This is a genomic window from Rathayibacter sp. AC182 (assembly GCF_979253875.1).
Window position 1 is genome coordinate 1,668,344 of the sequence record NZ_CEEDEK010000005.1, and the last position, 16,766, is coordinate 1,685,109.

The window sequence follows — 16,766 nt, forward strand, 5'->3', positions numbered from 1 at the left end:
CCCTGCAGGGTCTGGTCTCGTCGGTCCTGTCCACCGGTCCGCGCGACACCGGGGTCTGAGCGTGGAGTCGGATCCGCGGACCGGCGGTTTCTGGCCCGACGGCAAGGCGGCGATCGTGCTGCTGCCCAGCGGCGCGCAGGGCGAGACCCTGCTCGAGCTCGCGGCGCAGTGGACGAAGACCGGCCTGCTGGGCCAGGCCCTCTGGGTGCTGCCCGAGCACGTGAAGACCTCGCCCTACGCGCCTCCGCAGATCGAGGCCGTGGTGCTGGGAGTGGGCGCCGACCTCGAGTCGGTGGCGATCTCGGTCGACCTCTTCGAGGCACTGGCCGAGGAGCAGCTCGCCCTGGTGCGCCTGATCACCCTCCGCTCGTCCCTGCCCGAGCGCGAGACCGACCAGGCGCAGGACGAGGTCGCCGACCTGGTGCGCTCGTGGGTGCGCACTTCGATGCCGCTGCCCAATCCCTCCGCGACGCTGGCCGACCAGACGACGGAGCTGCGCCACGTCACCCTGATCTGCGCGCCCACCGCGTTCCAGCTGCGCGAGCGCGTCGAGAGCCACGAGCACGGCTTCGTGGTCATCGCCTCGCCCGAGGACCGCTCGAGCCCGTGGTCCGGCGACGCCTTCGTGCGCGACGACGAGCGCTTCACCGGCTTCACGCTCACCCACCTCGCCTCGGTCGCCGGTCTCTGGAACGGCGTCAGCGAGGGCAGCGTCGAGCTGATGTCGCGCGAGAGCGACGGCGGAGCCTCGGTCTGGATCTCGCGCGTGTTCCTCAACGCGGTGCTGACGGAGTCGCTCGGCCGCCGCGTCGCCGCCGGCGTGCTCGAGAACGCGGCCCGCCCCGACTCCCTCCTGATCGACCCCAGCGTCAGCCCGCCGCCGCCCGGCACCGCCTTCATCGAGGACGGCCGCATCGCCGGCTACGTCGACGGCATGGTCGAGGGCGCCCTCCGGCTCGACGGGGGAGCCCTCACCTACGACGCCGCCGGTGCACTCGCCCTGCCCGAGGTGGACCGCATCGGCCTCGCCTCGCAGGGCGGCCGCTTCCTGGTGTTCGCGTCGAGCAAGCTCGCGCAGATGCCCAAGTGGGCGCTGCGCCGCCTGACCTCGAGCACCTACCGCGCCGTCACCCGCGCCCTGCACACCGAGGAGGGCTCCGCCGTCGTCGGCACCTCCTTCGACGAGGTGCTCGACGTGCGCGACCGGCTGCTGCTCGCCGATCTGCGGCGCCTGCAGGAGGACGAGGCCCGGGCCCGCACCGAGGCCGACGCCCCCGCGGCCATGGCGCACGTGCGCACCACCCCCGAGCTCTGGGCCGGGCTGCGCGAACTCGTCTTCGGCTCGCTCGACGGCAGCGCCGACCTGCGCGACGCCGGATTCGCCCCGTGGAGGGAGCCGTGCCGGTCTTCGGCCGCGTCGCCGACGTCCTCGCCCTGCCGGACGACGCGTGGAACCCGGCCGGGCACGACGTGCCGCCCGTATTCCCGAAGCGGGTGGACTGGTACGCGCTGACTCTGGACGACCCCAGGCGGAGGCTCGAGGACTGGGTGACGGCGGCGGAGGGATCGGTGGCGGCGGTCTCCCGCGGCTGTTGCTCCTCCTGCTGTTGTTCCGGCTCCCGAGCCCGCCCCGTTCGCCCCTCCCGAGGACGGCACCCGGATCGAGGAGCCGACCGCCGAGCCTGCCGAGCCCGCCGAGACCACCTCGCCCGCCGAGAACCCCGAGACCCCCGCCCGCGTCCGCATCGAGCTCCCCGCCGAGCCCGACCCCGACCCGGTCCTCGCCGAGGAGCGCCGCTCGAGCCGCCTCCGCGCCCTGGCCGAGTACGACCTCTGGGCCGGCGCGCAGAGCACCTCCTTCGTCTGGCGCTTCCTCGACCGCCTCGCCGGCGAGCGTCGCCGCGCCGAGGACGAGGCGGCGACCTTCGTCCGCGAGATCGACGCCCTCCGCCCCGCAGCGCCCCGGAGAGCTCCTCGGACTCCGCCGCGACTTCCACCGCTCGATGCTCGTCGGCTGGATCCTCGTGATCGCCCTGGCGCTCGCCGTCGGCTTCGGCCTCTGGCAGGTGAACGACTACGCCGCGCGCGATGCCGACGGCTCCTTCAATCCGGATCCGATCTCGGCCGTGCTGTGGTGGATCCTCGCCGGCCTCGGCGTCGCCGGGGTGACCCTCACCGTCGTCGCCCTGGCCCGCTACCACGCGGGCTGGTCGCGCTTCGAGCGCAGGATCCGCCTCGAGCGCGCCCGCCTCGCCCACCTCGGTGCGAGCGCCCGCCGCGCCCGCGAGGAGGCCGCGCGCCTGCGTTCCGTGCACCGCCAGGCCGTGGAGTGGCTGGTGCTGCTCTCCGAAGGCCATCCACCGCCCGTGGCACGTGCCGCCGGTGTGGACGCAGCACGAGACGTTCGACGTCGAGCGCGGCCACATGCCCTTCGCCGTGCGCCTCGCCACGGTGAGCGGAGAGGAGACCGCCGCCGTCGCCCGGATGCGCGCCGCCATGACCGCGCAGCTCGTCCGCCGCGGCTGGCGGCACGACGCATTCGAGTCCCTCGTACGCGAGATGGCCGCCGACTACGGATCCGGCCAGGGCTTCGGTCTCTCGGCCCTCGACGAGGACCTCCCGCACTCGTCCAACCACACCCGGCGGATGCTGCTGCGCGCCCCGGACGACGAGTCGCTCCTCACCCGCGTCGCCGCTCCGCGCCTCGCCGACATCGTCGCCTCCGTCACCCGCGACGAGGAGGCCATCGCCCGCCCGCGTCCGCCCGATGGGCACCAACCCGCTCAACGCCCTGCGCCGCCCCGAGGACTGGGACGGCGTCGAGCTCGACGTCCCGTGCGGACGACTTCCTGCTCGACTCGCTGACCCGCCCCGACCCCATGACCCCCGTCAGCGCCACCGTGCTGACCGAGCTGCAGGTCGGCGAGCGCTACCACGAGCGCGTCACGAGCTTCCTCGTCGCCCCCGCCCGCCAGCAGGACCGGCTGCGCTTCGACCCCGGCACCCCCCTCCACGTGCTGCCCTACGAGAGCGCCACCGGCTCCCCGGTCGACCTCGTCTGGCGCGTCGACGTCGTCGGCCCCGTGCCCCGCTCGGCGATCCGCCTGTGGGACGCCGCGGCGCGCCCCACCGAGCCGGACGCCCCCGTCGACACCGACTCGGGCGTCTAGCGCGCGTGGCAGGCAGACCCCGCCGCCGCGTCCGGGAGCGCGGCGGCCGGCGCCTCGCGTGCCCCGCGTGCCCCGTGCGCCCCGTGCGCGCCGTCGTCGCCGGCCCGCGCTCGCCGTGACGCTGGCGCTGGTCGCGGCCGTCGCCGTGGCGTTCGCGGTTATGGCGGTGTCGGAGTCGGTGGCGCCGATGGGCCCGTGGCTCACGTCTCCGGCACCGTCGTCGTCCTCCGCTGGTCCCACTGCATCAGCTCCCACCCCGTCGTCCCCGGAGTCGCCCGCCCCGTCGGCTCCGGACTCACCCGCCCTCGCCCTCCTCGCCGCCCTCCCCACCGACGACGGCCGCGCCGGCGTGCCGTACGACCGCGACCTCTTCGGCCAGTCCTGGTCGGACGTCGACCGCAACGGCTGTGACACCCGCAACGACGTCCTCGGCCGCGACCTCCTCGACCCCGTCTTCAAGCCCGGCACCCGCGACTGCAAGGTCCTCTCGGGCCTCCTGATCGACCCCTACGACGGCACCGCTGTGCAGTTCACCTCCGGCACCGACACCTCCCGTCTCGTCCAGATCGACCACGTCGTCGCCCTCGGCTGGGCGTGGCACCACGGGGCGTGGGCGTGGACCGACGAGCAGCGCCTCGCCTTCGCGAACGATCCGGCGAACCTCGTCGCGGCGTCGGAGGAGACGAACCAGTCGAAGAGCGACGCGGGGCCGGGGGAGTGGCCGCCGCCGGCTGTGGAGCTGCGGTGCGGGTACGTGGAGCAGTTCGTGGGAGTGCTGAGCACGTACGGGCTGGGGATCAAGGCAAGGGACCGTGAAGCGGCGGCGGCAGTCCTCACGTCTTGTCCGCGGATCTGATTCCGCCTCCGTCCCCGTCCGGACAGGGCGTAGCTCAACGGCAACTGCCGCGCACGGATTCGATCTGGCCGTCGCTCCACAGGTTCCGAACCAAGCGACATTCGACGCCAGAGAGGTGCTTCCGGCGCCGACTCATTGACACCTCGGTCCGTGACCGAAAACATGCGGTCGTCTCAGTTACAAATCGGAAGGATCACTAATGCCGAAGAAACGAGCCGCAGGCTTTATGCTCGCCGCCGCAGCTGGCCTTATGCTGCTCAGTACACCAGCTACAGCGTCCGCATCCGACGAAGTGCGCGCACCGTCGTCAACCGAACGCTTCGAATCGGAGATGACGTTCTCCGGATTCGATTCAAAGGTGGCCGCAGCGAATGGCTACAAGATCGTCGCCTTGCCCGACGGAAGAGAGAAGTCCGTCGCCGTGAGCCCTGAAGCTCGAAACCTGGAGAAGCGGCTTTCGAAAAGTTCTTCAGTAGCAAAGACGGAAATCAACGGCTCCTGCGGAAAATCCTGGATCGACATCACCTCCTACGGTCAGCGGAAAGTGGTACTGACTGGCTACACGGTGCCCCGTCCTGTGATCTCCAAGCTGTGGATCACTCAGATCTACGGCGGTGCTGGTCTTCCGTCGAAGTCATGGATTGGACCCGGAGGAGCGACGTGGTCGAGTTCCTGGTCCCTTTTCTACACCGGCGGTGGATTCATCAACATCACGCCCGGGTCGAATGTTGTCATGAACAACGGGACGGTTTGCTCGTCCGGGTCTCCGGGCGAGAACTTCTTCCGTGCAGGAAGCCCCCGGCTACATCGCAGCCGGGGGCTTCCTCTTCAGCTGAAGGAACTCAGGAGTGTCGCATATTTTCGTTCGCTGGCACGAAGCGCTCCCGAAACGAGCAAGACGTGGTCGTCATACTGCCGACCGTAATCCCCCCGGAGTGGGAGTTCGATGATCACCCTCAGGCCTTTCGACCAGGCATCGTGCATCTCCTCTGGGATCTCGTCCCTGACCGCCGTCCGGTTCCGTAGACGCCGCTTCCACTCATGAGCGCCGGCGAGCGACACACCCACAGACCGGGCGAGTGCGACCGGATGTGACAGTTCCCAAAGCTCGGACAGATTTCTCATGCGTTCGGGGGCTAGTCGTATGGACCTGTGCGCTTGACTGCAACGCCTTACTCCACTCCTCCGCCCATACAGGCTCGTACTCCGAGAAGTCCGCACCGGTGCTCGACGGACCGGGCAGGTCCGCCGAGGGAGTCGAGGAAGGGCCCGAAGATTGGCGTGATGTCGGATCCAAAGAAGCTCTAGGAGATGAATTTCCCCACTTGCGACGGTGATGGACATCTCGGCTGGCCAGCCATTGTCGCGCAGTTCTTCGAAGAACATGGCATCCTCTCACTCGATGAGTGACCATCATCCCTTGCCGTGCCGCAATTCGCCCGGGTCAGTAACTGACCGGCGCAAGCCGCACCCAGAATGTCGTCGCCCATCGGGTCGCTCCACTCTGGTGCGGGGCGGGATCAAGTCCGACAGATCTGCCTTCGTGACGACGTGCGGCGCGCGCGCTGCGTCGGCCATTTCTCGGCCGATGCCGATGCCGATGCCGATGCCGATGCCGATGCCGATGCCGATGCCGATGCCGATGCCATCGGCTACGACACCCCCATCCACGTCTTCGGCCGCGACCTCCTCGACCCGGTCTTCACTCCCGGCACCCGCGACTGCAAGGTCCTCTCGGGCCTCCTGATCGACCCCTACGACGGCACCACGGTCTCCTTCGCCAGCGACACCACCCGCCTCGTCCAGATCGACATAGTCGCGTCGGGCTCTAGTCTCGAGCGATGTCATGGGCTTCGAGCGACGGTGTCCGGCGGTCGATGCTCTCGAATCGCGGGCGTGACACGAAGGTCGAGTTGCGGGTGCGATCTGCACTTCACGCGGCAGGGCTGCGCTACCGCCTGCAGGTGAGGATTCCCGGGTCCACGCGACGCACGATCGACGTCGCCTTCCCGAAGCAGCGGGTCGCGGTGTTCCTCGACGGCTGCTTCTGGCACGGCTGTCCGATCCACCACACGGTGTCGAAGACGAACGCCGGCTTCTGGGCCGACAAGGTGGCCACGAACCGCGCGCGTGATCGGGACACCGACCGCCTGCTGGGAGAAGCGGGTTGGGTCTCCCTCCGATTCTGGGAACACGAGGACGTCGAGGTCGTGGTCGAGATCGTCTCGGCGTCGGTTGCCACTGGGCGGAATCGGCTCCGCAAGCGCTCGCCCGGAGGCCGACGACTGAACGACTCCTGCTCTCGGTCGGAGCGGTGTTCGACCGGAACATCGGCGCCTCCGCCGGCTGCGAGATGCTCGGCTCGATCTCGGCTGTGGCTGATCGAGGCTCAGGCCCCGGCGATCAGCTTCGCCACAGCCGGAAGATCAGGCGCCGCCCACTCGAGGCTTGCCAGCTCTTTCCGACCCAGCCAGCGAAGCGCGTCGTGGTCGGTGCTCGCAACCGGAGCGGAACCCTGCAGAATCGTCCACCAGCAGCTCAACCGGATGACCCGAGAACCCACCTCGGTGTCGTCGACGCTCAGCCGACTTCCCACGCTGACAGCTACTCCCAGCTCTTCTGCGATCTCACGTTCCAGCGCCTGCTCGGGCGTCTCTCCGGGTTCGATCTTCCCGCCCGGGAACTCCCACAGGCCGCCGGACGCCTTCTCCGGACGGCGCCGGCACGCGAGGATCCGGTCCCCGTCGGTGATCACGGCGGCCACGACCTCGAGAATCTGCATTCCTCGATCATGGTCGCTCGCCAGTGACCCCCGTCACTTCTTCAGCGGGTCGTTCCCCCAGTTCATCAGCGAGTACCGCCACTTCGTCTCCGTGACGTCGCCGTCCGGACGCTGCGCCGAGTGCCGGTGCACGTAGCCGACGACCTTCTTCATGTGCGCGTAGTCGTCGTCGCCGAGGTCGGCCTGCTTCGTGCCGAGGATCTCGATGATGCGGCGGCCGCTGTGGTGGCCGACCGACTCGCCGCCGTCGGACTTCTGACCGACCTCCTTCGACTCGTCCGTCTCGAGCCAGCTCTCGATCTGCTTGGCCGTCATGTTCACGGCCTCGTGGAAGTCGTCGCGGATGCTCTTCTGCTCGTCCTGGTCCGCCATGTCGCTCCTCCTGTCGGTGCGCGTCGGCGCGCTCTTCTACCAGAGCGGCTGCGGAGGGAGAGGTCAAGCCCCGACCGCTCGACCCGCCCCGCGCGTAGCGTCACCCATATACGGGGGTCGCAGCCCCCTCCTGTCGACCGAGAAGAGAAAGAGACACGCATGCCGTCACGGAACACGCTCGTCCGAAGCCTCCACGACCTCGGCGCCGCCGCCTGGTTCGGCGGATCCCTCATGGGTGCCGTCGGCCTGAACGGTGCCGCCGCGACCTCCTCCGACCCGTCGGAGCGCCTCCGCATCGCATCCGTGGGCTGGGCCCGCTGGACGCCCGTGCAGCTCGCCGCGATCGTCGCCCACGGCGTCGGAGGCATCGGCCTGATCCTCGCGAACAAGACCCGCCTGGCGAACCAGCAGGAGAGCCGCACCAACACGGTCATCAAGACCGTCGTCACCGGCCTCGCCGGCGCCGCGTCGGTCACCGCCGCGATCGCCGGAGCCAGTCAGGCCAAGCACATCGAGGAGGGCGCGAAGGGCGTCACCGAGGCGTTGCCGCAGAACTCGGCCGAGCTGACCACCGCCCTGCGCGTGCAGAAGGCGACTCAGTGGCTGATCCCGGTGCTGACCTCGGTCATCATCATCCTCGGCGCCCAGCAGGGCGAGCAGCAGCGCCCGGTGAAGGGCCTCTTCGAGACCACGGCGCGCATGTTCCGCAAGTAGTCCCGGAGCACACACGGAGGAGGACGGACCCGCCGGCACTGGCGATCCGTCCTTCTCCGTGCGCGGTGGGCGAGAATCTCCCCAGGCCCGTCCGGGACCCGCTCACCAGGGAGGTCACCGTGTCCTTCGATGCCGACGACCCCTACCCGGATCCGCCCCCGCGCGTCCGCCGCCCGGCCGAACGCGAGCCGGCAGGGCTCGCGAGCCGCATCGAGGCGGTCCTGCTCCTCATCCTGCTGGTGGGCCTCGGCGCCGGCCTCTCGTTCCTCGTCCTGATCCTGCAGATGGGGATGGACGCGTGCGGAGGGAACCCTCCGGGTGCGACCTCTCCCTCCTGAGCGTCGCGACGTGGATCGTCCCCGCCGTGGTCGGCGTGTTCGCGGTGCTGACACTCGTCGCGGTCGTCCGCCGGTCGACCACCTCGCGCCGGGCGTGGTCCATCCCGGTGCTCGGGATGGCGGCGGCCGTTGCGGCCTTCCTCCTCGCGGGGGTGCTCGTCGCCGTCGCGCTTCAGGGGTGAGCGGGTGACCGTTCTCTGAGGTGACGTGCCTTCGGTCGGCGACCAGTTCCGCAGCCAGGGCGGAGACCTCCTCGAGCAGCCGGCCCGGTGCGGCCGCGAGATCCAGTCGACGGATGTGGAGCTCCACCGCGGCGCCGCGCACCGAGTACGAGGAGCTGCCCCTGGCCGACCGAGATCAGCCACCCGTCGCGCAGACCCAGGACGGTGCAGTAGGCGTGCATCTGATAGAGATCCTCCACGCGGGAGGCGCCGGTCTTGTACTTCGCGTCCGCCACGATCCGCGGGCGCCCGGAGCGGACGTGGACGATGTCCGGCCGCACCGGCTGCCGCCCGCGCTCGTCGAGGGTGGCGGGGTACTGCGCGAGCGTGACGCCCGACGAGAGCGGAGCGAGAGCCTCCCGCAGCGCCGTCGTGACGAAGCTCTCGAAGAGCACGGCCATGTCGACGACGAACGAGGCGAGAGGCGATTCGCCTTCGGCACTGGAGGGGGACCGGCGCTCGAGGATCAGCATCGCGAAGGCGAGTGCCGGCGCGTAGTGCGCATTCAGGCGGCTCTGACGCACGGCGGGCGCCGGCGCACCACGGCGGAGCCGCTCGACCCCGTCGAGGCGTCCGTCGAGATGCAGGAGGCGACGACGCAGCGCATCGCGGAGTCGGGGCAGCGTCAGCAGGGCGCTGAGAGCAGCGCGCAGCACGATGTTCTCGGCGATGTCGATCGTGTACTCGTCGACGGACAGTTCGACCGGCAGCAGTCGCCCGCCTCGAGAGACCTGGTCGGACATCCGGATGCGCCCGCGGACGGTGACCGCGGTCTCGTCGTAGGTGCGGTAGCCCTGCAGAACGCCGCGGGCGAGAGCACGTTCGGCGAGCCGGGCGAACGTCTCTGCGACGGCGGGGGCGAGGTCGTCGTCCGGCGTCGCATCGACGTCCTCCGGGCGGAAATCCGGGTCGCGCGCGTATCCGAGCAGGAACAGCAGCGACCCGAGAGGAGTCTTCGGATGGACCAGGATCTCGTCGTCGCCCCAGCGCACCGCTCCCACCTTGTTCGACGCTGCGGCGATCTCGATCCCGGTGCGACTCAGCCGGGAGTCGACGAGCCCCGCTGACGTGGCGGCGGCGATGACCTCGGAGGAGAGGTCGCACGGCCGCCAGCCTCCGTTCTCCTCGAGCGAGACGCGTGTCACGGCTCGTCGATCTCGTCGTCCACCACCGGTGCGGTCAGATCGAGGGCGTCGAGCCCGAACCGCGCCCGGACCTCGTCCGGAGACAGCCGGCCGTAGTAGTGCTCATCGAGCAGAGGCAGGATGTCGTGCTCCCAGATCCGAGCGAGTCCCTCCTCCGTGCGAGCACTGTCGCGGAGCAGATAGGAGGGGCCGATCTGGAAGTCGCGGTCCGTCTCGCCGATGCGGTCGTTCAGCGTGTCGAGCAGCGCACCGCGTCGCGTCGTCCGCCCCTCGACACGGTGGATCAGACCGCGCACCGGCTGCTGGGCCGGATGGAGTTCGAAGAAGGCGAAGCGCCGCCTGATCGCGGCGTCGACGAGCGAGATCGAGCGGTCCGCCGTGTTCATCGTGCCGATGACGAACAGGTTCTTGGGCAGCGCGAACGGCTCCTCGGGGGAGTACTGCAGCGACACCTGCTCGTCGCGGTACTCGAGGAGGAAGTACAGCTCGCCGAAGATCTTCGCCATGTTGCCGCGGTTGATCTCATCGATGATCAGCACGTGGGGGACGGCCGGGTTGCGTACGGCCGAATCGGCGAGGAGCCGGAGGGCCCCTTCGCGAGGCGGAACACGGCGGAGCCGCTCGCGTCGGTCGCGGGACGGAAGCCCTCGAAGAAGTCCTCGTAGGAGTAGGAGGGATGGAACTGCACGATCCGCACGGCGCTCGCGGGGGCGGCGAACCGGGCCAGGGCCCGCGCGACGAACGTCTTCTCCGTGCCGGGAGGGCCGAAGAGGATGATCTGCCTCCGCTCCTCGAGGACCGCGGTCACGTCGTCCAGCCACACCCGGTCGTAATGGAGACCGGCCGCGAACTCGGCGGTGGGGCGCGGGAGGCGCAGGTCGAGCGGTGCGGGTGTGGGCATGGATAGTGGTTCGACCCGGGTGAAGCCCACCTCCTCCGAGAGCGCGGCCAGGACCGCCTCCGGAAGGGCCTCCTCTGGCACGCGCTCGTCCTCCCACCGGACTGACCGCTGAGCACGGTCGCCGGGCATCCATCGTCCGCTCCGCAGCGTCCCCACCCGGATCCCACGACCGTCCCGCACGAGGATCTGCTCGCCTGGACGCATCCCGCTGAGCACGGCTGCGGTGGCGTCGACCCGCTGCAGGAGTGCAGGCATCGGTTCCGCCCCGTCCCACCGCGCCAGCGCCGTCGATCGGATGACGGAGCGGCTCGCTCCGAAGTCGGCGGCGATCGCGCCGGGGTAGCCGATCGTGTCCCCGAGTACCGCTGCGCTCGGGACGCACCAGGCGGCCGGAGCGTCGCTCCGATCGGCGTCCCGCCACTCTGTGCTCCACGGCGGCAGATACCAGTCGATGTCCAGGTGCCCCTGCGGATCCAGGCTGTCGCGCAGATGCAGCAGATCCCGGTCGAGGTCCCCAGTCGGCCCCGCTGGCAGCGCCGGAGCGAAGGTGTCGCGGATCTTCGTCTTGTCCGCCGTCGACACGATGCGTTCGAAGACGCTCGGCCAGGTGAGCGCGAGCAGGGAGTTCTGAATGGCAGGGGAGGCGGGATCGACGGCGGCGGTCTGCTCTCGGAAGAGCCACGGATCTCCGAGAGCGGCGTCCCGCATCTCGGCATCCAGTCCGTCCCAGTGCTCTATGAACGAGCAGAGCCACTGCAGATGGCGGGCGATCTGCGGGGTGAACCCCGCCCCGCCGTTGAATGTGCCGCGGACGTCGAACGCGGCCGCGACCGCTTCGGGGAGGACGGGCGCGTCGGGGAGCAGCGCCAGGATCTCCCGCAGCAGCTCGCGCTTCGTCTCGGCGCCGACGTTGGTGAGCGGAAGGCGCTGGACGAAGCACAGCTCGGCCGCGAGCAGGACGACCTCCCGTGGAGCCTCGGCGAGCTGCCGCAGAAGCCGCCCTCGGAACCCGCCCGACGCGTCGGGTAGCGAGTCCAGGGCGCCGCGAAGAGCTCGGGCGGTGGGCGCGGTCCAGGTCCGCACGGTCGAGTCGAGCGCCGAGGAGCCGCCGCTCAGGGCCGGCGTGAGGATCACACCTGCCGCCGCCGCGATGGCTCGACGCTCGGCACTGCCGGTTGGCGGCCACTCCTCCGAGCGCGTCACCTCCTCCTCGAGCCCGCGCACCATGAGGCAATCGGAGCACCAGCCGGGCGACGTCAGCTCGCGGGGATCGGTGTCCGGTGCTGCGAGCCACGCATCGAGGACCTCGGCCTCGCTCCAGGAGCGGCGCGGCTGGGTGACGCCGTGCCGACAGGTCGGCACGTGGAGCCGCCCTGATCGGGCCTCGAGGTAGTCGTCGTCCGAGGCCGCCAGGCTCCAGCTCACGCCGCCGAAGGTGCGCTGCGAGCCGTCGAGGGGGTGCGAGCGGTGTGGTCGCCTACGACCACGAACCCCAGCTGCTTGAGGACTCGTTGCGCTGTGCCGGAGTCGAACGGCTTCGATCCCAGCCCGGTCGCCACCGCGAGCACCTGCTTCACCGGCCACCGCCGCCCGAGTGCCTCGATCGAGTACTTCGTGACGGCAGCCGGTTCAACGGCGCCGAGCGCAGCCTCCACCGACTCCCGCGTGAGCTCGTACGGATCTCCGTCGATCGTGAACTGCAAAGCGCCTCCTGCTGTCAGGGCGATTCTGCCGGACGCCACCGACGCAGGAGGCAGCGCCCTGCCCTCAGTCCGACGTCGTCGTGCAGAACGCCGCCGCGAACGCGCCCGTGCTCGTCTGCTCCGCGATGACCTCGCCGTCGAGGGTCACGCGGCAGGTGATGGCTCCGGTGTCGTCGGGGCCGTTGGTCGCGGTGAGGGAGAAGACGTTCATCGAGTACTCGCCGCCTTCCTCGACCTGGACCTCCTTCGTGAAGGGAGGACTGGTCCAGGAGCGAGTCGGAGCCGTCCTCCGTACCCGCCACTCCCGACGTCGAGTAGCCGATCGAGGCGCTCGTGGCGTCGCCGGTCACCTCGTAGACGACGGTCCGCGTCGGGCCCGCGGGGGCGGCGGAGGCACTGGGGGCGGCGGAGACACCGGGGCTGTTCGAGGCCCGGCTCGCCTCGGCGTCCTCGACGGCGCTCGAGATGCCCGTGACGAGACCCGCGGTGTAGACGATGGCGAGCACGATCGACAGGATCAGCGCCACGAGGTTCAGGATCGAGCCGGCGATCGCCGTGCCCCGCGTCCGGTTCTTCAGGAACAGGGCGATGACTCCGAGCACCAGGCCCACGAAGGCGACGAAGCCCGAGACGTAGTTCACGAGCGGGATCACCGCTCCGACGAGCGCGACGATGCCGATGATCAGGGACGCGAGGCCGAGTCCGTTCCCCGACTTCTGCGACGGCGGCGTCGACGACGGGCCGGAGGCGGGCTCGGGGAACACGGCGGGGTTGTACAGAGTCATGCATCGATCCTCTCAAGGTGCGCCAAGGGGCGCCGCATCCGCATTGACGCCCTATCTCTACATAGCTAGATTTGCGCGCATGACCCCGCTCGCCCGCCTCACGCCCGCCACGGTCGACGTGCTCCGCGTCCTCCTCGACGACGGCGCGTCCGTGTGGGGGATGCTCGTGATCAAGCGCACGGGCCGTCCGGCCGGCAGCGTCTACCCGATCCTCGAGCGGCTCGAGGGCGCGGGCTGGGTCGCGTCGTCGTGGGAGCCGGACACCGATCGCAGCGGTCCGCGGCGGCGGCTCTACGAGCTCACGGGCGACGGCGCGGAGGCGGCCCGCTCGGCCGTCGCGCGCTTCGACGCCGTGAAGGCCCGGCCCGCCTCCCGCCTCTCCGGAGCGGAGGCCCGCGCGTGATCGACCTGCTGCTGCGCCTGCTCGCCCGACTCCTCCCTCCGCTGGCCCGCGAACGCTACGTCGAGGAGTGGCGGGCCGACGCGGCCGGCACCGCCGAGGCGGGACTGCGCCGCCGCGACGTGGTGCTCGGCGCGCTCGTGCTCAGCGCGACCCTCGACCGGGCGCTGCCCGCGCACTCGGGGAGCCCTCTTCCTCCGCCCGCGCCGCCTCGCCCGCCGCGGACTCGGCCTGCTGACGGCCGCGGCCGTCGTCCTGATCGGCTACTACCTGACGGCCGGCGGCATCGTGCCCGAGAACGCGTCGGCCGGAGTCGTCGCCGCGCTGCAGCTGACCGGTCGGCTGGTCGTCGCGCTGGCGCTCGTCGCGGGGGTGATCGGAGTGGTCCACCTCGCCGGTGCCGCCCGCTCGGCCGCGACCCGCACGGCCCGCGTCTCCTCCTCCTGGCGATCGTCGGGCCCGCCACGGTCGTCCTCGGCGCCCTGATCCCCGGAGCGCCGTGGTGGCTCCCGCTTCTGGGCTTCGTTCTCGTGCTCGCCGGTCTCTCCACCGGAGTCGCCGTGCTCGGCGGCACCCGCCCGATCGCGCCGGCGCACCGCGTCGCGACCCGGCGGCAGCGCGTCCCGGTCGCTCTCGGGGAGCAGCGCTGATGCTCGCCGTCGTCGTGCTCGGCACGATCGACCTGCTCGTCTGGAACCCGCTCGCGAAGGTGCCGGGGACCGACCTCGCGACGATCTACGCGCTGATGGCCGAGCGCGACGGGTTCTCCCTCCAGCCGACGCTCGTGATGACCGCGATCTGGGTCGCGTTCTGGACCGTGCCCGCCCTGCTGGTGGCGGCGCTCGCCGTGCACCGGACCGCCGCCGCCCTCACCCCGCGGCGCCTCGCGATCGTGATGCTCGCGCTGGTGGGCGCCGCCATCTTCCTGCGCTTCTTCACCGGCTTCGGCATCGGCATGTCGATCGCCGACTCCTTCGCGACCTCGGGTGGCGACGGCTCCGTGGTGTCGGCCGTGCTGCCGTACGTCGGCCAGCTGTCGCTCGGGGGCGCCGCGATCCTGCTGGGCTGGGCCCCGCGGGTCGTCGTGCGGCCGGCCGAGAGAGCCGTGGCCGCGTGAGCGCAGCAGAACCTCCGCTGCGAGTGGGGTCGCTCGGCTGTCAGCGGTCGGGCCCCTTCTCAGCTGACGTTCTGCACGCGGGGGCGGGGGCCTGCGCCCGTGGCGGTCCTCAGCCGCGGTCGAGGAGCACCGCAAGCGCCCCGCTCGTCACGAGGGCCCAGCCCACGAGCAGGGCGGCGCCGACCGCCCCGAGCAGGATCGCGACCGCGCGCCGCTCGCTCCGGGTCACCGCGCGGCCTCGGGAACGGGGAGTTCCTCCGGGACGAACGTCAGGATGTCGCCCGGCTGGCAGCCCAGCACCGAGCAGATCGCCTCGAGCGTCGAGAAGCGGATCGCCTTCGCCCGCCCGTTCTTGAGGATCGACACGTTCGCGGTCGTGATGCCGATGGCCGACGCCAGATCGGTGACCGACATCTTCCGCTTCGCGAGCTCGACGTCCAGGTGCAGCACGATCGCCATCAGACCACCTCCGCGAGCTCGCTGCGCTGCTCGACGGCGAGGTGCAGGAGCCGCCGCATCACCATGACGAGCAGGGCGAGCGTCGCGCTCGACACGGCGACGAGTCCGAAGGCGAGCGCGGGGATCGGAGCCGGCACCACCGCGAGCACCGCGACCGCGCCCCCGAGGGCCAGCACCGCCCCGAAGAGGAACGCGCCGATCGCGAGGTCGACCCAGAGATCGGAGCGGTGGTCGCCCGAGAAGAGCACGTCGTCGCGCACCAGCGACACCAGCCGCCAGACCGACACCAGGACCACCTCGATGCAGAGCACGCCGGCGACGATCACGGCGACGAGGACCCCGTCGATCGGTCCGCCGTCGAGCGCGTTCAGAGCGAAGGGGCCGACCGCCACCTGCACGAGGACGCAGCCGAGCAGCAGCACGGCGAGCAGGCCGCGGAGCGCGACGAGGAGTGGGCGGGGCATCGGGTCCTCCAGAGGGGGCGGCGTATCGTTGGTCGTGCGATTCGTATCGAAAGTCGATACTGTCACCACCCATCACTCTGCGACAAGACTCCCCTCCGCGAGTCGGCCGCCCGGGTCGGCCGGAATGCGTCCTCGCAAGTAAGGCTGAGCGGGCCGATCCGCGGCCTTTCGCCGTTCTCGGCCGTCCCAGCCTGAGTTGTGCGGGTCGGACCCGGGCGCCTGGGACCCCGGACAACTCAGACCCCGGCCTCTCAGGCCGCAGACCACCAGATCCCGGCGCCCCCGAACGCGTCCCGGTACAGCCCGGTCAGCTCGGGCGAGCTCGGACCGGTCAGTCCGCAGCCCAGGAGCGACTCGGCGTCGGCCGCGACCAGGTAGTCGATGCCCGTCTCCCACTGCGCGGTGGCGCCGCGCGGCGTGCTGACGGTGACGCTGTCCCCGATGTCGCCCCGGTAGCGCTCGATCACGCGCAGGGTCACCGCTCCGTCGTCGATCGAGCGGACCTCCGCGCGGAACGCGACCTGCGCCTCGCCGAGTGCGGCGGCCGGGTCCGTCGGGCAGCCGTTGCTCGTGCTCGCCAGGCGCGCCGAGGACGTCGCGAGGGCGAAGGCGAGCGGCAGGAGGAGGGAGGCGATCGCCGCGACGGCGAGCGCACCGACCCCCGCGATGAGCCAGGGCGAGCGCCGCCGGGGCGCCGCGTCGTCGCGGTCGGCGCCCGAGAGGACCGTCGAGAGATCGGCCCCCGAGAGCGGGGGAGGGCCGCGGCCGGATCGATCGAGCGCAGCAGGCCGCGCAGCTCGGCGCCGACCTCCGGTGCGCCGGGCTGCCGCAGGGCGTCCGCCATCCGCGCACGTCCCCTCGCCAGCTGGATCGACGCCTCCTCCTCGGGCATGCCGAGCACGATGCCGATCGCGTGCGCGTCCAGGCCGTCCCACGCCCAGAGCCGCAGGGGCTCCGCGTCCGACTCCGCCACGCGCGCGAGTGCCAGGCGCACGCACTCGTGCAGCGCCCGCGACTCCTCGTCGGACTGCAGCTGCGGCGGCTCGACCAGGGCGAGGCGCTGGGCCAGGAGGGACTGCCGGCGCTGGGCGCGGAGGGAGCTGCGCAGGAGCGCTCGGGCGACGGCGAGCGACTTCGCGACGGGGTCGGGCGGGCCGATCCGCCGTTCGCGGAGCACGCCGAGCGTCAGCCCGAGGACGGCGTCGGCCGTGGCGGCGTCGGCGCGGCGCCACAGGTAGCGGCGGACCGGGTCGGCGACCGCGGCGGCGACCGCGTCGAAGCGTCCGGCGTCGGCGAGAGGATCGTGCATGTCCTCATGGTCCCCCGCCGGAGCATCTCG

23 protein-coding genes and 1 pseudogene are annotated in these 16,766 nt (G+C 71.1%); 12 read left to right on the forward strand and 12 right to left on the reverse strand.

Going from position 1 to position 16,766, the window contains the following annotated elements; genetic code table 11:
• Positions 1 to 61 precede the first annotated feature (61 nt).
• From AC0CII_RS20455 to AC0CII_RS20475, 5 genes are all read left to right on the forward strand, one after another.
• Positions 62 to 1,513, forward strand: coding sequence for a hypothetical protein (locus AC0CII_RS20455; RefSeq protein WP_465230490.1), 1,452 nt, complete (start codon positions 62 to 64; stop codon positions 1,511 to 1,513).
• A 35-nt stretch (positions 1,514 to 1,548) separates the two neighbouring features.
• Positions 1,549 to 2,028 (forward strand): hypothetical protein, encoded by a 480-nt coding sequence (locus tag AC0CII_RS20460; protein ID WP_465230491.1) that lies wholly within the window; start codon positions 1,549 to 1,551, stop codon positions 2,026 to 2,028.
• A complete protein-coding gene (locus tag AC0CII_RS20465; protein WP_465230492.1) occupies positions 2,004 to 3,170 on the forward strand; it encodes a hypothetical protein in 1,167 nt (388 codons plus the stop codon). The genes AC0CII_RS20460 and AC0CII_RS20465 overlap by 25 nt, the downstream gene beginning before the upstream one ends.
• A gap of 58 nt (positions 3,171 to 3,228) precedes the next feature.
• Positions 3,229 to 4,026, forward strand: a complete 798-nt coding sequence (locus AC0CII_RS20470) for an HNH endonuclease family protein (RefSeq protein WP_465230493.1) — start codon at positions 3,229 to 3,231, stop codon at positions 4,024 to 4,026.
• Positions 4,027 to 4,225: 199 nt separating this feature from the next.
• The gene (locus AC0CII_RS20475; protein ID WP_465230494.1) at positions 4,226 to 4,951 is read left to right on the forward strand and encodes a hypothetical protein; all 726 of its coding nucleotides are present in this window, start codon (positions 4,226 to 4,228) and stop codon (positions 4,949 to 4,951) included.
• 488 nt (positions 4,952 to 5,439) lie between these two features.
• Here the strand turns inward: AC0CII_RS20475 and AC0CII_RS20480 are convergent, their stop codons facing one another.
• Entirely contained in the window at positions 5,440 to 5,874 is a 435-nt protein-coding gene (locus tag AC0CII_RS20480) for a hypothetical protein (protein WP_465226618.1), read from the reverse strand.
• Here AC0CII_RS20480 and AC0CII_RS20485 point away from each other — a divergent pair.
• Positions 5,868 to 6,212, forward strand: a pseudogene (locus tag AC0CII_RS20485) (very short patch repair endonuclease); the annotation flags it as partial. The gene AC0CII_RS20480 and the pseudogene AC0CII_RS20485 sit on opposite strands and share 7 nt — an antisense overlap.
• A 203-nt stretch (positions 6,213 to 6,415) precedes the next feature.
• Here the strand turns inward: AC0CII_RS20485 and AC0CII_RS20490 are convergent.
• Together AC0CII_RS20490 and AC0CII_RS20495 are read right to left on the reverse strand one after the other, a co-directional pair.
• Complete coding sequence (locus AC0CII_RS20490; protein WP_465230495.1) at positions 6,416 to 6,808, reverse strand: (deoxy)nucleoside triphosphate pyrophosphohydrolase; 393 nt, start codon at positions 6,806 to 6,808, stop codon at positions 6,416 to 6,418.
• Positions 6,809 to 6,841: 33 nt separating this feature from the next.
• The gene (locus AC0CII_RS20495; RefSeq protein ID WP_465230496.1) at positions 6,842 to 7,180 is read right to left on the reverse strand and encodes a DUF3140 domain-containing protein; all 339 of its coding nucleotides are present in this window, start codon (positions 7,178 to 7,180) and stop codon (positions 6,842 to 6,844) included.
• A 159-nt stretch (positions 7,181 to 7,339) separates the two neighbouring features.
• On the opposite strand from AC0CII_RS20495, the gene AC0CII_RS20500 reads away from it, so the two are divergent.
• The 3 genes from AC0CII_RS20500 to AC0CII_RS20510 all read left to right on the forward strand — a co-directional run bounded on the left by AC0CII_RS20500 (position 7,340) and on the right by AC0CII_RS20510 (position 8,414).
• On the forward strand, positions 7,340 to 7,894 hold the full coding sequence (locus tag AC0CII_RS20500; RefSeq protein WP_465226616.1) for a hypothetical protein: 555 nt from the start codon (positions 7,340 to 7,342) through the stop codon (positions 7,892 to 7,894).
• Between the two features lie 119 nt (positions 7,895 to 8,013).
• Positions 8,014 to 8,232, forward strand: coding sequence for a hypothetical protein (locus AC0CII_RS20505; RefSeq protein WP_465230497.1), 219 nt, complete (start codon positions 8,014 to 8,016; stop codon positions 8,230 to 8,232).
• Positions 8,193 to 8,414: a hypothetical protein gene (locus tag AC0CII_RS20510; RefSeq protein WP_465230498.1), complete on the forward strand. Its 222-nt coding sequence runs from the start codon at positions 8,193 to 8,195 to the stop codon at positions 8,412 to 8,414. The genes AC0CII_RS20505 and AC0CII_RS20510 overlap by 40 nt, the downstream gene beginning before the upstream one ends.
• Here the strand turns inward: AC0CII_RS20510 and AC0CII_RS20515 are convergent.
• The 5 genes from AC0CII_RS20515 to AC0CII_RS20535 are packed head-to-tail and all read right to left on the reverse strand — an operon-like array spanning position 8,405 to position 12,987.
• The gene (locus tag AC0CII_RS20515; RefSeq protein WP_465230499.1) at positions 8,405 to 9,598 is read right to left on the reverse strand and encodes an McrC family protein; all 1,194 of its coding nucleotides are present in this window, start codon (positions 9,596 to 9,598) and stop codon (positions 8,405 to 8,407) included. The genes AC0CII_RS20510 and AC0CII_RS20515 overlap by 10 nt on opposite strands.
• Positions 9,595 to 10,137 carry an AAA family ATPase gene (locus tag AC0CII_RS20520; protein WP_465230500.1) on the reverse strand — a complete coding sequence of 181 codons (543 nt, stop codon included), beginning with the start codon at positions 10,135 to 10,137 and terminating at the stop codon, positions 9,595 to 9,597. Before AC0CII_RS20520 ends, AC0CII_RS20515 begins: the two co-directional genes overlap by 4 nt.
• Positions 10,131 to 11,924 carry an AAA family ATPase gene (locus tag AC0CII_RS20525; protein ID WP_465230501.1) on the reverse strand — a complete coding sequence of 598 codons (1,794 nt, stop codon included), beginning with the start codon at positions 11,922 to 11,924 and terminating at the stop codon, positions 10,131 to 10,133. Before AC0CII_RS20525 ends, AC0CII_RS20520 begins: the two co-directional genes overlap by 7 nt.
• The gene (locus tag AC0CII_RS20530; protein WP_465230502.1) at positions 11,921 to 12,202 is read right to left on the reverse strand and encodes a hypothetical protein; all 282 of its coding nucleotides are present in this window, start codon (positions 12,200 to 12,202) and stop codon (positions 11,921 to 11,923) included. Before AC0CII_RS20530 ends, AC0CII_RS20525 begins: the two co-directional genes overlap by 4 nt.
• A 14-nt stretch (positions 12,203 to 12,216) precedes the next feature.
• A complete protein-coding gene (locus AC0CII_RS20535; RefSeq protein WP_465230503.1) occupies positions 12,217 to 12,987 on the reverse strand; it encodes a DUF308 domain-containing protein in 771 nt (256 codons plus the stop codon).
• Between the two features lie 79 nt (positions 12,988 to 13,066).
• Here AC0CII_RS20535 and AC0CII_RS20540 point away from each other — a divergent pair, with 79 nt between their 5' ends.
• The 3 genes from AC0CII_RS20540 to AC0CII_RS20550 are packed head-to-tail and all read left to right on the forward strand — an operon-like array spanning position 13,067 to position 14,504.
• A complete protein-coding gene (locus tag AC0CII_RS20540) occupies positions 13,067 to 13,390 on the forward strand; it encodes a PadR family transcriptional regulator (RefSeq protein WP_465230504.1) in 324 nt (107 codons plus the stop codon).
• On the forward strand, positions 13,387 to 14,037 hold the full coding sequence (locus tag AC0CII_RS20545; protein ID WP_465230505.1) for a hypothetical protein: 651 nt from the start codon (positions 13,387 to 13,389) through the stop codon (positions 14,035 to 14,037). Before AC0CII_RS20540 ends, AC0CII_RS20545 begins: the two co-directional genes overlap by 4 nt.
• Complete coding sequence (locus tag AC0CII_RS20550; protein WP_465230506.1) at positions 14,037 to 14,504, forward strand: hypothetical protein; 468 nt, start codon at positions 14,037 to 14,039, stop codon at positions 14,502 to 14,504. Before AC0CII_RS20545 ends, AC0CII_RS20550 begins: the two co-directional genes overlap by 1 nt.
• Before the next feature lie 225 nt (positions 14,505 to 14,729).
• On the opposite strand, the gene AC0CII_RS20555 is transcribed toward AC0CII_RS20550, so the two are convergent.
• From AC0CII_RS20555 to AC0CII_RS20570, 4 genes are all read right to left on the reverse strand, one after another.
• Positions 14,730 to 14,963 (reverse strand): helix-turn-helix domain-containing protein, encoded by a 234-nt coding sequence (locus tag AC0CII_RS20555; protein ID WP_465226612.1) that lies wholly within the window; start codon positions 14,961 to 14,963, stop codon positions 14,730 to 14,732.
• On the reverse strand, positions 14,963 to 15,427 hold the full coding sequence (locus tag AC0CII_RS20560; protein ID WP_465230507.1) for a DUF2975 domain-containing protein: 465 nt from the start codon (positions 15,425 to 15,427) through the stop codon (positions 14,963 to 14,965). Before AC0CII_RS20560 ends, AC0CII_RS20555 begins: the two co-directional genes overlap by 1 nt.
• A 251-nt stretch (positions 15,428 to 15,678) precedes the next feature.
• Positions 15,679 to 15,906, reverse strand: coding sequence for a hypothetical protein (locus AC0CII_RS20565; RefSeq protein WP_465230508.1), 228 nt, complete (start codon positions 15,904 to 15,906; stop codon positions 15,679 to 15,681).
• Positions 15,903 to 16,736, reverse strand: a complete 834-nt coding sequence (locus AC0CII_RS20570; RefSeq protein ID WP_465230509.1) for an RNA polymerase sigma factor — start codon at positions 16,734 to 16,736, stop codon at positions 15,903 to 15,905. The genes AC0CII_RS20565 and AC0CII_RS20570 overlap by 4 nt, the downstream gene beginning before the upstream one ends.
• Positions 16,737 to 16,766 lie beyond the last annotated feature (30 nt).

Excerpts from the sequence above, each read along its gene's own strand:
- AC0CII_RS20465 (WP_465230492.1), top strand. The coding sequence starts at position 2,004 with ATGCTCGTCGGCTGGATCCTCGTGATCGCCCTGGCGCTCGCCGTCGGC.
- AC0CII_RS20475 (WP_465230494.1), top strand. The coding sequence starts at position 4,226 with ATGCCGAAGAAACGAGCCGCAGGCTTTATGCTCGCCGCCGCAGCTGGC.
- AC0CII_RS20480 (WP_465226618.1), bottom strand. The coding sequence starts at position 5,874 with ATGACATCGCTCGAGACTAGAGCCCGACGCGACTATGTCGATCTGGAC.
- AC0CII_RS20490 (WP_465230495.1), bottom strand. The coding sequence starts at position 6,808 with ATGCAGATTCTCGAGGTCGTGGCCGCCGTGATCACCGACGGGGACCGG.
- AC0CII_RS20495 (WP_465230496.1), bottom strand. The coding sequence starts at position 7,180 with ATGGCGGACCAGGACGAGCAGAAGAGCATCCGCGACGACTTCCACGAG.
- AC0CII_RS20500 (WP_465226616.1), top strand. The coding sequence starts at position 7,340 with ATGCCGTCACGGAACACGCTCGTCCGAAGCCTCCACGACCTCGGCGCC.
- AC0CII_RS20535 (WP_465230503.1), bottom strand. The coding sequence starts at position 12,987 with ATGACTCTGTACAACCCCGCCGTGTTCCCCGAGCCCGCCTCCGGCCCG.
- AC0CII_RS20540 (WP_465230504.1), top strand. The coding sequence starts at position 13,067 with ATGACCCCGCTCGCCCGCCTCACGCCCGCCACGGTCGACGTGCTCCGC.
- AC0CII_RS20550 (WP_465230506.1), top strand. The coding sequence starts at position 14,037 with ATGCTCGCCGTCGTCGTGCTCGGCACGATCGACCTGCTCGTCTGGAAC.
- AC0CII_RS20555 (WP_465226612.1), bottom strand. The coding sequence starts at position 14,963 with ATGGCGATCGTGCTGCACCTGGACGTCGAGCTCGCGAAGCGGAAGATG.
- AC0CII_RS20560 (WP_465230507.1), bottom strand. The coding sequence starts at position 15,427 with ATGCCCCGCCCACTCCTCGTCGCGCTCCGCGGCCTGCTCGCCGTGCTG.
- AC0CII_RS20570 (WP_465230509.1), bottom strand. The coding sequence starts at position 16,736 with ATGCACGATCCTCTCGCCGACGCCGGACGCTTCGACGCGGTCGCCGCC.